Annotated in this window: 9 protein-coding genes and 1 pseudogene; 3 read left to right on the top strand and 7 right to left on the bottom strand. The window is 61.6% G+C overall.

Annotated elements, in window-relative coordinates; all coding sequences use genetic code 11:
- Positions 1 to 45: 45 nt before the first annotated feature.
- Both ydiJ and CUJ84_RS28650 read left to right on the top strand, forming a co-directional pair.
- Complete coding sequence (gene ydiJ / locus CUJ84_RS28655) at positions 46 to 3,102, top strand: D-2-hydroxyglutarate dehydrogenase YdiJ (RefSeq protein ID WP_105009000.1); 3,057 nt, start codon at positions 46 to 48, stop codon at positions 3,100 to 3,102.
- A gap of 45 nt (positions 3,103 to 3,147) precedes the next feature.
- The gene (locus CUJ84_RS28650) at positions 3,148 to 3,879 is read left to right on the top strand and encodes a FadR/GntR family transcriptional regulator (RefSeq protein ID WP_105008999.1); all 732 of its coding nucleotides are present in this window, start codon (positions 3,148 to 3,150) and stop codon (positions 3,877 to 3,879) included.
- Between the two features lie 145 nt (positions 3,880 to 4,024).
- Here CUJ84_RS28650 and CUJ84_RS28645 read toward each other — a convergent pair whose 3' ends face one another.
- The 6 genes from CUJ84_RS28645 to CUJ84_RS28620 are packed head-to-tail and all read right to left on the bottom strand — an operon-like array spanning position 4,025 to position 12,728.
- Positions 4,025 to 5,710: a thiamine pyrophosphate-binding protein gene (locus CUJ84_RS28645; protein ID WP_105008998.1), complete on the bottom strand. Its 1,686-nt coding sequence runs from the start codon at positions 5,708 to 5,710 to the stop codon at positions 4,025 to 4,027.
- Positions 5,711 to 5,732: 22 nt separating this feature from the next.
- On the bottom strand, positions 5,733 to 6,926 hold the full coding sequence (locus tag CUJ84_RS28640; protein WP_105008997.1) for an NAD(P)/FAD-dependent oxidoreductase: 1,194 nt from the start codon (positions 6,924 to 6,926) through the stop codon (positions 5,733 to 5,735).
- Positions 6,927 to 6,935: 9 nt separating this feature from the next.
- The gene (locus CUJ84_RS28635) at positions 6,936 to 7,748 is read right to left on the bottom strand and encodes an NAD-dependent epimerase/dehydratase family protein (RefSeq protein ID WP_105008996.1); all 813 of its coding nucleotides are present in this window, start codon (positions 7,746 to 7,748) and stop codon (positions 6,936 to 6,938) included.
- A gap of 12 nt (positions 7,749 to 7,760) precedes the next feature.
- Entirely contained in the window at positions 7,761 to 8,972 is a 1,212-nt protein-coding gene (locus tag CUJ84_RS28630; RefSeq protein WP_199788840.1) for a pyridoxal phosphate-dependent aminotransferase, read from the bottom strand.
- Entirely contained in the window at positions 8,969 to 10,636 is a 1,668-nt protein-coding gene (locus tag CUJ84_RS28625; protein WP_105008995.1) for a hydantoinase B/oxoprolinase family protein, read from the bottom strand. Before CUJ84_RS28625 ends, CUJ84_RS28630 begins: the two co-directional genes overlap by 4 nt.
- Positions 10,637 to 10,646: 10 nt before the next feature.
- On the bottom strand, positions 10,647 to 12,728 hold the full coding sequence (locus CUJ84_RS28620; RefSeq protein WP_105009202.1) for a hydantoinase/oxoprolinase family protein: 2,082 nt from the start codon (positions 12,726 to 12,728) through the stop codon (positions 10,647 to 10,649).
- A 241-nt stretch (positions 12,729 to 12,969) separates the two neighbouring features.
- Here CUJ84_RS28620 and CUJ84_RS28615 point away from each other — a divergent pair.
- A pseudogene (locus CUJ84_RS28615) lies at positions 12,970 to 13,305 on the top strand (ATP-binding cassette domain-containing protein); the annotation flags it as partial.
- A gap of 49 nt (positions 13,306 to 13,354) precedes the next feature.
- On the opposite strand, the gene CUJ84_RS28610 reads toward CUJ84_RS28615, so the two are convergent.
- The gene (locus CUJ84_RS28610) at positions 13,355 to 13,633 is read right to left on the bottom strand and encodes a DUF6522 family protein (RefSeq protein ID WP_105008994.1); all 279 of its coding nucleotides are present in this window, start codon (positions 13,631 to 13,633) and stop codon (positions 13,355 to 13,357) included.
- Positions 13,634 to 13,637 lie beyond the last annotated feature (4 nt).

Genomic DNA, 13,637 nt, shown 5'->3' with positions numbered 1-13,637 from the left:
TATGCTAACTTCGACAAAGCTCAAGTGCATTCTGAAGGTCTCGAAATGATTCCACGCCTCCGGCCGAACGGTTCAATCCCCCTTCCCGCTGTGGGATTCTTCCAGCGGCTCATCGAGGCGGGGTTCGATGGCGACATCGAAACCGGCGCGGCGAGCCGGACCGCTTTTTCGACCGACAATTCCATTTATCAGATCGAGCCGACCGGTATCCTTTTCCCCAGAAGTATCGAAGACCTGCAGATTACGGCGGCCGTGCTGTCGGAGCCGGCTTTTCGCGGGATCACCGTCGCGCCACGCGGCGGCGGAACCGGCACGAACGGTCAATCCCTCACCTCAGGCATCGTCGTCGACTGCTCGCGACACATGAATTCCATTCTCGAGATCGACCCAATCAGGAGAATTGCGCGGGTCCAGGCGGGCGTAGTCAAGGATCAGTTGAACCTGGCGTTGAAGCCCTACGGTCTGTTTTTTGCGCCTGAACTCTCCACCTCCAATCGCGCCACCATCGGCGGCATGGTCTCCACCGATGCCTGCGGCCAGGGTTCATGCCTCTACGGCAAGACCAGCAACCATGTGTTGGGATTGCGCATCGTGCTTGCGGATGGGACCGACTGGTGGTCGCGCCCGCTCGATGCTGAGGCACTCACGGAGATCGCCGCTCGCCAGGATCGTGTCGGCGAGATCCACAGGACGGTCGACCGTATCGCGCGCGAAAAACGCGACCGGATCACCGAGATTTTTCCGAAACTCAACCGCTATATGACCGGGTACGACCTCGCTCACATCCGGCGGGATGACGGACGCTTCGACCTCAATGCCATCCTCTGCGGCTCGGAGGGAACGCTGGCGATGATCGCCGAAGCCGAACTCAACCTTCTGCCGATCCCCGCCCATGCGGCACTGATCAATATTCGCTACGGGGACTTCAACACCGCATTGGAGGATGCCCGCACGCTCGTGGCGTTGAAGGTCGTCTCAGTGGAAACGGTCGATGAGAAGGTTCTCGGGCTTGCCAGGAGCGATATCGTCTGGACGGGCATTGCCCGCTTTTTTCCCGACGATGCAGGCGGAACCACGAACGGCATCAATATCGCCGAAGTGCTCGCCGACGACGAAGCCGAACTCGAACGCAAACTGGCCGAGGTGACCGCCGCGCTTGCCGCGGGCGCGAATGCCCGTCACCTGGGTTATACGATCGCGCGGGATCATGCCGACGTCGAGGCGATCTGGTCGATGCGCAAACGGGCGGTCGGCCTGCTCGGCAATGTGGACGGACCGGTCAGGCCCGTCGCCTTCGTCGAGGACACCGCCGTGCCGCCGGAAAACCTCGCGGCCTATATCCGCGAGTTCCGCGCATTGCTCGATGGCGCGGGCCTTTCCTACGGCATGTTCGGCCATGTCGATGCCGGCGTCCTGCACGTGCGGCCTGCCCTCGACCTCACCCGCAATGACCATGTCCGGCTGGTCAGGGAGGTCAGCGACGCCGTCGTGGCGCTGACGCGTAGATATGGCGGCGTGCTCTGGGGGGAGCACGGCAAGGGGGTGCGTTCCGAATATGTGCCAGAATTCTTCGGCGATCTCTATCCCAGCCTGCAGGAGATCAAACGGGCTTTCGATCCGGAAAACCGTCTCAACCCGGGCAAGATCGCAAGCCCTTCCGGCCAAGCGCTGCTGAAGATCGACGAGGTTCCGCTGCGGGGAGATATCGACCGCATCATCGGCAACGAGATCCGCGCAGCCTTCGACAACGCCGCCTATTGCAACGGCAACGGCGCCTGTTTCGATTTCGACGAAACGAGCCCCATGTGCCCCTCCTACAAGGCGACACGCGACCGGCGTTTTTCGCCCAAGGGCCGCGCCGCTCTGATGCGGGAATGGCTGAGGCTGCTTGCCGAGAAAGGCATCGATCCCCGCCAGGAGGCAAAACGCCTGCGGCAGAGCGTTCCGCTCGCGAACTTCGCTCGGCGCGTCTTCAACTCGCTGAACCCTCAAAATCGCGACGACTTTTCCCACGAGGTCCGCGCTTCGATGGACACCTGTCTGGCGTGCAAGGCCTGCGCGGGACAATGTCCCGTGAAAGTCAGCGTCCCGGCCTTCCGCTCCAAATTCCTGGAGCTTTATTACGGACGCTACCTCCGTCCGCTGAAGGATCCGCTGGTCGCGGCCATCGAGACCACCCTGCCGCTGGTCCACCGGATACGACCTGCCTACAACCTGGTCGTCGGCACGCGAGCCGGCAGGATGATGATGCGCGTTGCCGGACTGACGTCCCTGCCCCGCCTGCCGCGGATCTCTCTGGCCAAGGAAGCCGCCCGCCTTGGCGTGCCGCTTGCGACCCCGCGGCAGATCGAGGCCTTGTCGCCGCGTGAGAGGGAGCAGAGCGTCATCTTCGTCGCCGATGCGTTTACCGCCTATTTCGATCCTGAGGTCGCCCTCGCCGCGATCAGGCTCGCGCGGAAAATGGGGCTATCGCCCTTCCTCGCCGCATCCCACGTCAACGGCAAAGCCCTGCACGTGCACGGCTATCTCGGACGTTTCGAGGCTGCGGCCGGGCGGACCGCGCACTATCTCCAGCGACTGGATGATACGGGCGTGGCGCTGGTCGGGCTCGATCCCTCGATGACGCTTGCGTTCCGCAGCGAATACAAGGGGGCGCTGCAGGCGACCATTCTCCTTCCGCAGGAATGGCTGGTCGCCAACCTCGGCCGCCTTGCCGCTTCACCCTCCGCCATCAAAGGCAAGAGCTTCCGATTGATGGCCCATTGTACCGAACGCACCAATGCGCCGGCCTCCGTTGCGCAATGGAAACAAGTATTCGCGAGCCTCGGTATCGACCTGCAGGCGGCCCAAACCGGTTGTTGCGGAATGGCCGGTACCTTCGGCCACGAGGCCCGCAATCGGCCAATCTCCGAGCGCCTCTATGCGATGAGTTGGAAGCGGGAGGTCGATGCCGCCGGCGACACCGACAACCTCATGGCCACCGGATATTCGTGCCGCTCCCAGGTGAAGGAAATCGACAACAAGCGCCTGCCGCATCCCTTTCAGGTGATCGACAAGATAATGTCTGAAAAAGCCGACGTTCCGCAATCAGACGTGGCATGATATGTGATATGTGCTAAATTTGATCGTGAAATTCGGAGCAAACCAGTGTCAATCATCACGCAACGAGGCAATCTCGCGGAAATCGTCGTTGCGAAGCTGATGGAACGCATCGACTCCGGCCTTTATGCTCCCGGCGAGAAAATTCCGTCAAGTGCCCAGCTCTGCGAAGAGTTCGGCGTGTCCCGAACCGTCATTCGCGAGGCGCTCACCTCTCTCAAGGTTGGCGGACGGGTGACCGCGCGACAGGGTGCCGGCGTCTATGTGAGCGACAAGGACGCAAAGACCCTCAATTTCGAGATCAGCCGCATCGAGGACATTCGCTCCGCGATGCAGATCCTGGAATTGCGGCTCGGCGTCGAGATACAGTCCGTTGCCCTTGCCGCGTCGAGGCGCACGCCGGAAGCACTGGCTGAAATTGCCCGCGCCTACGACAACCTCGAAAACCTGGTGACTGAGGATGCCGAGGTCGAGGCACGCGCCGATTTCGAGTTCCATCTCGCGATCGCCCGCGCCACCCGCAATCCCCACTTCCCGAGTTTTCTGGAAGCGGTGATTGAGAGCATCAATTTCGACCTCGTGCTCAAACATCGCCAATCGGCGCGCGGCTACAGCACCTACCTGAAGAAGATCAACAAGGAACATGCCGCTATCCTCGCCGCCATCACCCAGGGTGATGCAAAGGCTGCGAAGGCCGCGCTGATCGCCCATCTGGAGGAAAGCCTCCATCGTTACCGCACGATGCTCAATGAGCCGACGAGCAGCGAAACGGAGAATTAAGTCAGGAGGAAGGAAAGGATGATCCGCTTGCTGCGACGCTTCCTACGCTCCTTTCTTGCCCTTTTTCACGCCCCTCAAGCGACTTCACTTTCCGCTGGTCTGCTGAGGCGCCGCCGGCTTTTTGAGGCGGCGCCTTTTCCTGCGATCACTTTCCCTGGGCGATTGCCTGGTCGCGAATTTGCGTCAGGCTCATTTTCGGTGTCAGCGCTTCCGGGTCGATCCGGATTTCGATGAGACCCGGCTTGCCGGATGCCTCGCAGCGTTGGAAGGCGCCGGCGAAGTCCCCGGTCTTTTCCACGGTCTCACCGTGGAGGCCATAGGATCGCGCCAGCGAGGCAAAGTCCGGGTTCGTCAGGCGGGTGCCGGAGACGCGGCCGGGATAGCTGCGCTCCTGATGCATGCGGATCGTGCCATACATGCCGTTGTTGATGACGAGGAAGATGACGCAAGCGTCATACTGCATGGCGGTTGCGAGTTCCTGGCCGTTCATTAGGAAACATCCGTCGCCGGCGAAGGCAACGACCGTGCGCGCGGGATCGGTGATCTTGGCAGCGATCGCCGCCGGCACGCCGTAGCCCATGGAACCGTTCGTCGGTCCAAGCTGGGTGCGAAAGGTGCGATACTGATAGAAGCGATGCGCCCAGGCGGAATAATTGCCGGCGCCGGTGGTCAGGATGGCGTCGGGCTTGAGATGGCCGCGCAGCCATTCCATGATATCGCCCATCTGCACCGGACCCGGAACCTCGGGATGCGCGAGATTTTCGAGGTAGTCGGCATGGGCCGTCCTGGTCCAGTCCTTCCACACCGGCGCAGCTGGCGGCTTCAGCTTTGCCGCCTGCGACAGGAAACCCGCGACGCTGGCGTTGATCGGCAATCGCGCGTGATAAACGCGCCCCAGTTCCTCCGCCCCCGGATGAATGTGAACGAGCAACTGCTTCGGAACCGGAATGTCGATCAGCGTATAGGCGCCAGTCGTCATCTCCCCGAGACGGGCGCCGATGGAGATCAGCAGGTCGCAATCCTTCATATGGCGGATCAGCTTCGGCCCCGCCGCAAGACCAAGGTCGCCGGCATAGTTTTCGTGCGTATTGTCGAACAGATCCTGGCAGCGGAAGGAGGCAGCGATCGGCAGGCCGAAGGCTTCCGAAAACGCCTTCAGGTCGGTAACGGCCTGCTGCGTCCAGCCGCCGCCGCCGACGACGACCATCGGGCGCTTCGCCTCGGAGAGAAGGCCGAGCAATTCCTCGAATTGCGGCGGGCCGGCAAAACCCTCAACCCGCTTATAGGGAGGGGTGTCGGCAACATCGACCATATCGGTCAGCATATCTTCCGGAAGAGCGACGACCACGGGTCCCGGCCGGCCGTTGACGGCTCGGTGGAATGCCTGGCTGATGAGCTCAGGGATGCGGGCGGCATCCTCGATCTCGACGACCCACTTCGCCATCTGGCCGAACATGCGGCGATAATCGATCTCCTGGAACGCTTCGCGCTCCATCTGATCGCGCGCTACCTGCCCGATGAACAGGATCATCGGTGTGGAATCCTGGAAAGCCGTGTGCACGCCCACAGAAGCATTCGTCGCGCCCGGCCCGCGGGTCACGAAGCAGATGCCGGGTTTGCCGGTCATCTTGCCGTAGGCTTCCGCCATATAGGCGGCGCCGCCTTCCTGCCGGCAGACTATGAATTCGATGGCGTCTTCCACGTCGTGAAGGGCGTCGAGGGCAGCAAGATAGCTTTCGCCCGGCACGCCGAACACGCGCTCGACACCATGGATTCGCAAGGCATCGACGAGCACCTGCCCGCCGCTGCGCTTGGATGTTTCGTTTTTCATCGGGGAGCCCCTCTGCTGTTCGTTAAATGACGGCGTCTTCGAGGAAGGGGCGCTGTGCTACGACCCGCTCGTAGCCGAATGGCGAAAGATCAAGGGTCTTGAAGCCGCCATAGGTAATCAGTTCCGAGAGCCCCCGTCCCATCGCCGGCGACTGCTGGAGACCGTGCCCCGAAAAGCCGTTTGCGAAGAGGAAATTGCTGACCTCAGTATGTGGTCCGAGGACGACATTGTGATCGAGGGTGCAATAGTCATAGTGGCCGGCCCAGGAATTGACGACCTTGATCGCCTCGAAGCCCGGAACCCGGTTCGCCAGGATCGGCCAGATTTCCTCGTCGAATTCGTCGTGCATGACGTCGAAATCGTTCGGATCTACCTCAGGGTCATGTTTGGGATAGGTGCCCATCAGATAAAACTTACCCTCGGGCCGGAAGAAGACGCCCGTGGGGTCGATTGTCAGGCCCACCTTTCCTTCCAGGGGCGTGCGGCAATCGACGACGAACAGCGAGCGTCGACGCGGCTCCACGGGGACGTCGAGCCCGGCCATGCGGGCGATTTTCTTGCCGTTGGTGCCTGAGGTATTGACCATCGTGCCGCAGGCGATCGTCTGGCCGCTCTTCGTCGACACGGAAACGATGCGGTCTCCCTCTCTGTTGACGGCAACGACTTCGTCTTCGATGTATTCGACGCCGAGCGCGCGCGCCTTCTTGCGAAAGCCCTGCAGCAGACCGACGCTGTCGAACCAGCCCTCGCCCCGCTCGCCGGTGCTGCCGAGCGTCAATCCTTCGAGGTTCAGCCAGGGAAACCGCCGGCCGAGACCGTCAGGATCGAGAAGCGTCACCTCCGCGCCGCACGAAACCTGGGTCTCGTGGTTGCGCCGGAGAACCTGGTCGCCGCGATCGTCCTCGGCGAGGAACAGATAACCGGCCTCATGAAAACCGATCTCGGGCGTGTCGTCGTCGACGGTGACGTTTTCCTTGAAGTGGCGGATGAACTCCGTCCCGAACTGCGAGACTTTGACATTGATCGCATTCGAAAACTGATGGCGGATGGAGCTGGAGGACAGCGCCGTCGCCGACCGCTGATAGGTCCAGTCCTTCTCGATCACCAGGACCGATCCGTTGAAGTCGGGGTTGGTCGCCAGAAAGTATGCCGTCGAACTGCCGACCACTGCACCGCCGACGATCACCACGTCATAGGACGACTTGGAAGCTTGCATCAGGGCGTCTCACTTCTTCTCGTCTTCATAGTGGCCGGCGGCGGCAAAGCTGCCGCCCTGGAAGCGCACCGCCGGATCGTTGGGATCGCCCTGTTTCGTCTTACCGAAGACCTTGTCCGCGTAGTCGTCGGCGCTGTCTTCCGGCTTGTATCCAAGCGATGCCGCCGTGCGGTTGTCCCAGAACGCCCGGCTGTTGTTGGACATGCCATAGGCGACCATGAAGCCGACGCGTTCGGCCGACAGGCTCTTTTCGACGAGCTGGCGGCAATCGCGATAGGAAAGCCAAGTGATGAGGTGGCGCCGGTCCGTCGGCTCGGGGAAGGACGAGCCGATGCGCAGGCTCACGGTCTCAATCCCGAACTTGTCGAAATAGTAGCGGCCGAGGTTTTCGACGAAGGTCTTCGACACGCCATAGAGACTGTCGGGGCGGGTCGGAACGTTGCCGTCGATCGTCTCGGTACGTTCGTAAAAGCCGATGGCGTGAACGGAGCTGGCATAGACGATGCGCTTGACGCCATGCTGCCGTGCCGCCTCATAGATGTTGTAGCTGCCGACGATGTTGGCGTTGAGGATGGTGTTCCAGGGGGCTTCCAGCCCCTGACCGCCCATATGAATGATGGCGTCGCAGCCCTCCACGGCTTTCGAAACGGCGTCGAAGTCGGAAAGGTCCGCCGGGAAATCCTCCTCGTGCGGCTCGAGGTTCTCGCAGGGCTTGCGTGCAGACAGCCTGACGATCTTGCCAAGCCTTGTTCCTGACTTGCGCAGCTGGGTTCCCAGAGCGCCGGCCGCGCCGGTCAGAAGCGTGCGCTGATAATCGGTCATCGATTTTTCCCTTTAGCGAAGTTTGGCCAGTGCATCGGCGGTACGCTCGATGGCGATGGCAAGATTGTCACGCGATGTTGCGAAGGAAAGGCGAATATAGGGTTCGACACCGAAAGCGGCACCGGGAACGGTTGCGACCTTGCCCTCCCTGAGGAGATAGGAGGCCAGTTCCGTATCGTTGGAAATCCTGGCGCCGTCGGGCGCCGTCTTGCCGATATAGTGGGCGCATTTCGGAAAGAGGTAGAAGGCGCCTTCCGGAGCCCGCACATCAAGACCGGGTATCGCGCTGAAGCTCCTTGCGACCAGTTCGCCGCGCGCCTTGTATTCGGCAACCGCCGTCGTGACGAAGTCCTGGGGACCGTTGAGCGCTGCGGCGGCCGCAAACTGGGTGATCGAGGACGGGCAGGTCGTGCTCTGGGACTGAAGCTTGTTCAAGGTCCTAGTCAGTTCCCGCGGGCCGGCCGCATAGCCGAGCCGCCATCCTGTCATGGCATAGGCCTTGGATACGCCGTTGATGATGAGCGTGCGGTCCTTCAGCTCCGGGCACGCGACGACGAACGACGTGAAGGGCACGTCGCCGCAGACGATATGTTCGTAGATCTCATCCGACATGATCGCCACGTGGGGATGCCGCGCCAGCACCGCGCCAAGCGCCTTCAGTTCGTCCGCCGTATAGATCGCCCCCGTCGGATTGGACGGAGAATTGAACAGGAACCAACGCGTCTTCGGCGTGATGGCCGCTTCCAGCCGCTCGGCTGTGATCTTGAAGGCATGCTCGACACCGCAAGGCACGACCTTCGGAATGCCGCCGTGCAGGATGACGATGTCGGTGTAGGAGACCCAGTAAGGCGCCGGCACGACCACCTCGTCGCCGGGCTCCAGCGTGGCGAGGAATGCATTGAAGAGTATCTGCTTGGCGCCGTTGCCGATGGAGATCTCATCCATGGCGTAGTCGAGGCCGTTCTCACGTTTGAACTTGGCGACGATCGCTTCGCGCAGTTCCACCAGGCCGTCCGGCGCGGTATAGCGGGTCAGCCCCTTGCGCATGGCCTCGATCGCCGCCTGAACGATATGATCAGGTGTGTCGAAATCGGGCTCGCCGAGCGACAGGTCGACGACATGTTCTCCTTTGGCCCGCATCGCCTTGGCGGCGACGGACACCGCCATCGACGGCGAGGACTTGATCGTCGCAACACGTGCGCTTTCGAATGCAATCATATTCATGCCTTGCCTCCCTTAGTCCGGCTCCTGCCGTAGGCTTCAGCCTGTTCTTCTGTGATGTATCCATGCTTCAGATCGTGCTCGATCGCATCAGTCGGGCGATGTGCCGGATCGCCGTAACCGCCGCCGCCCGGAAGCGACAGAACCAGGCGCCGGCCTTCCGGCACGAATTGCAGCCCCTTGCCCTTGAGAACCGTACCGTCGTCGAGAGCAACTGCGCCTGCCGTGCCGTTCAGTCCGCCTTCGCGGCCGCGTGCGGGGTGGCCAAGCCTGTCGAACATGGCGGAGAAGCGGAAGCTGAAGCCCTCGGCCGCTTCGATCTCGATCATCTGGCCGAGACCGCCGCGCTGCGCGCCGGCACCCCCTGATCCCTCGCGCAACTCCTTGCGCCAGATGATGACGGGGCCGACATTCTCCGTCGCCTCGATCGGCATCGTGTGCACGCCGCTCGGAAAGGCGGTGGCGTTCAAGCCATCGAGAGCGGCGCGGGCGCCGGTGCCGCCGGAATTGAACATCAGGATTTCCGCGCCCTTGCCGCCGATCTGATTGGAGACGGGGCGCACGCTCATATGCAGGTTCCAGAGCGCGCTGGCACCTTCCGCCGGGACCTGGCCTGGAAGCGCCTGATGCAGCGCGCCCAGCACGAGATCCGGGACGAAATGGCCGAGAACGTGGCGGACGGCGACCGGCGCCGGCCGCTTGGCATTGAGGATGCAGCCTTCCGGCGCCACCACCTCGAAGGGCGCGAGAGAGGCTGCATTGTTTGGGATTTCCGGCGCCACGACGCATTTGATGCCGTAGCAGGCATAGGCCTTGGCATAGACGAGCGGCACATTGATGCCGAACTTGCTCATGCCCGAGGTGCCGTCGAAATCGACCACGACGCCATCCGGGCCGATGCTCAGCTTGGCGGCGAGATGCACCGGCTCGTCATAGCCGTCGAGGTCGAGGCTATAGTTCCAGGAGCCATGCGGAAGGTTCTTCAGCCGCTCCAGCGTTGCCTCGCGGCTGTGCTTGAGGATGAAGCCGCCGATCGTCGACAGATCAGGGAGATTGAATTCCGTCAGCATGTCGACCAGCCGGCGCTGGCCCGTTTCGTTGCAGGCGGCGAGCGCATAGAAGTCGCCGACGACCTTATCGTTTTCGCGAACATTGTTTCGGACGATATGGATCAGCGTCCGGTTCAGCTCGCCGCGCTCGAAGAACTTCATGATCGGAATGAAGATGCCCTCTTCATAAACTTCGCGGGCATCCGGGCCGAAACCGCGGCCACCGACATCGACGACATGCGCGGTCGAGGCAAAATAGCCGACCAGCTTGCCGTGATGGAAGGAGGGCGTGACGACGGTGATGTCGTGCAGGTGGCCTGTTCCCTTCCAAGGATCGTTGGTGATGTAGACGTCGCCTTCAAAAATATTGTCCGGCCCGATGTCGCGAATGAAATGCGCGACGGATTCCGCCATGGCGTTGACGTGGCCAGGCGTGCCGGTAACCGCCTGCGCCAGCATACGGCCTTCCAGGTCGAAGACGCCGGCCGACAGATCGCCCGCCTCGCGAACCGAGGTGGAGAAGGCTGTGCGGATCAGGGTTTGCGCCTGCTCCTCGACGACTGAGATCAGCCGGTTCCACATGACCTGCATATGGATATCGATCATGGATTGGTTCATGTGACTATCCTCAGATCCGGGTTGCGAGAAGGCAGCCGTCGTGCTGAACGATGGCCTTGAAGGAGGACGTGAGAACGGTTGAGGTCTCACGCTCGACGATGACGGCGGGGCCCTTGATCACGTCGCCGGACTTCAGGCCGGTGCGCTCGTGAATGCCGGCTTCGAGATAGGCGCCTTGGGAAGCCTCGAACAGGCGTCGGGTCTTGCCCTGCCGCACGACATTGCCTTCGGCGACGGAGGGCACGCGCTCCACCGGCGGGAGCGGCGAACTCGCCTTGACCGACCAACTGACGATCTCGATATCGAGACCCTCGATGGCGCGGCCGAAGAAGCGCTCATATTCCTTTTCGAACAAGGCGGCGATCGTCTCGGCGCTCGCGGCGTCGAAATTGTCGTCGGAAAGCGGGACCGGGATATCCCAGCCCTGCCCGGCATAGCGCATGAACAGCGTGCGCTCGATCACCGGGGAGCCTGCGTCGAGCCCGCCTTCGACGAAGCCGAGTGCTTCGGCCTTCATGGCTTGCAGGAGGCGGTTGGCCTCTAAATATTCGAAATTCGACAGGTTGAAGACGGCGCTGCGGACGGACTCATAGCCGAACGGCGCCTTGAGGAAACCGATCGCGGAACCGACGCCGGCGCCCGGCGGAACGAGGAAGGTCGAGATTCCCATCTTTTCGCAGAGGCGTGCGGCATGCAGCGGTCCCGCGCCACCGAAGGTGATCATGGTGAAATCGGAAATGTTCTTGCCGTTCTCGACGGTGTGAACGCGACCGGCATTGGCCATGTTTTCGTCGACCATTTCGCACGTGCCGTAAGCGGAAGCTTCCGGGTCGAGGCCGATGATCGAGCCGATATCGTCGCTCATCGCCCGGCGGCTCGCCTCGACGGAAAGCGGGATCGCGCCGCCGGCGAAATTGGCGGGATCGAGCTTGCCGAGGATCAGGTCCGCATCGGTGACGGTGGGATTCTTGCCACCGCGCTGGTAACAGGCCGGGCCCGGCTCGGAGGCTGCCGAATGCGGCCCGACGCGGATCTGACGCATTGCGTCGACCGAAGCGATCGAACCACCACCCGCGCCGATTTCGACCATCTCGACAACAGGGATGGAGATCGGCATGCCGGATCCCTTGCGGAATCGATAGGTGCGCGCGACCTCGAAAGTCTTGGCCGTCTTCGGCACCTGGTTTTCGATCAGGCAGATCTTGGCGGTCGTGCCGCCCATGTCGAAGGAAAGAACCGTGTCGAGTCCGTATTGACGGGCGATGTCGGCCGCGAAGATCGCGCCGCCCGCCGGACCGGATTCGACCAGGCGGACCGGAAACTCGGAGGCGCTCTCGACTGAGACGATCCCGCCGCCGGAGTGAATCATGAAGACCGGGCAGCCGACTCCGATATCCTTCAGCGACACGATGAGACGGTCGAGATAGGATTTGATCGCCGGCTTGACGTAGGCGTTGGCGCAGACCGTGTTGAAGCGCTCGAATTCGCGCATCTGCGGAGAAACCTCCGACGAGATCGAAACGGAGAGGCCAGGAAGGCGCTTCAGGATCGCGTCGCGGACGGCGATCTCGTGTGCGCCATTGGCATAGGCATGAATGAAGCCGATCGCGACACTTTCATAGCCGCCTGCCGCGACCTTCTCGACGACGGCTGCGACCGAAGCATCGTCCAGATCAAGCAGAACCTTGCCCGCCGCATCGATACGCTCACGCACGACGAAGCGATCCGCGCGCGCGATGAGAGCCGGCGGCAGGGAAATATTGAGATCATATTGCTCGAAACGGTTCTCTGTGCGCATCTCGAGCACGTCGCGAAAACCTTCCGTCGTCACGAAGGCGGTCTTGGCGCCGCGCCGTTCGATGAGCGCGTTGGTGGCAAGCGTCGTACCATGAATGAGGATGCCGATCTCTGAAAGAGCGATGCCCGCCATGTCGGCGACGACCTTCACACCCTTGAGGATCGCCCGCTCCGGCGCCGCATAGTCCGTCAGGATCTTCGTCGAGTGAAGCGTCCCATCGATGTCGAGAGCGATATCCGTAAAGGTGCCGCCGATATCGACGCCCACCCGGCAGTTTCGTGGCGTGCTGCTCACCGTTTTGTTCCCCGCTTTCTTAACGTTCGAGGCCGCGCTTGCGCGATCATCGATCCTGCCATTCTTCACTGTTGCAAGCGAAGCTGCAACATTTCTGCTTGACGATCTTCGTATATGTCACTTATCATATAAGTGTCAATTAAGAAAAGGGCCAAAAGTCTCGAAACTCGCTCTTCTCAGCGGCTGAGACAAAGAGAATTTACCTAACAAAAATAATAGCTTCACCTTTAAGGCGAAGCGTCGAGAACGACGAAATCAGACCGCCGGCACCATGTCGGGCGGCGAGCACCAGATGCTCGCCATCGCCCGCGCCATGATGGCGCGGCCGGAACTGATCCTGTTCGATGAACCGTCGCTCGGCTTGGCGCCGCTGGTCGTCAAGCGCGTTTTCGAAGTTTTGAGGGAGATTGCTGCGATGGGCAAAACGATATTTCTCGTCGAGCAGAACGCCAACCATGCACTGAAGCTTTCGCAGCGTGCCTATGTCATGGTCAACGGTCGCATCCACCTCTCCGGCGACAGCGCCGCCCTCCTCGACAACCAAGAAGTCCGCAAAGCCTATCTCGGACTGCACTGACAAGGTGCCTCCAGCCGGCATGGTCAATCTGCCGACGGCTGGCGTCGATTTAGCGCGGATGCCGTCCGGAGGATTTACCCCGAAGAACGGTCATCTGCTCCTGCTGCACTTCATTTTCATCGTTCAAAACGGCGCGCCAAAGCCTGTTGCCGAGCCGAAGCGACACCCGTTTCGTCCCCTCGTGTTCAGCAGTACCGATTTCCACGGAACTGACGACGGAGCCATGGCGCATGTGGCGGCGAAGATCGGCCAGCGACAATCCGAACCGTTTCGCCAGCTCCGATGATTCCAGTATAAAATCGCCATTTGAATCGCGCTCGATCAGCACCGAC

Source organism: Rhizobium leguminosarum, from assembly GCF_002953715.1.
GTDB classification, from domain to species: Bacteria; Pseudomonadota; Alphaproteobacteria; order Rhizobiales; family Rhizobiaceae; genus Rhizobium; species Rhizobium leguminosarum_V.
The sequence above is the reverse complement of the archived record's forward strand: the minus strand, read 5'-3'. Positions and strand labels throughout refer to the sequence as shown.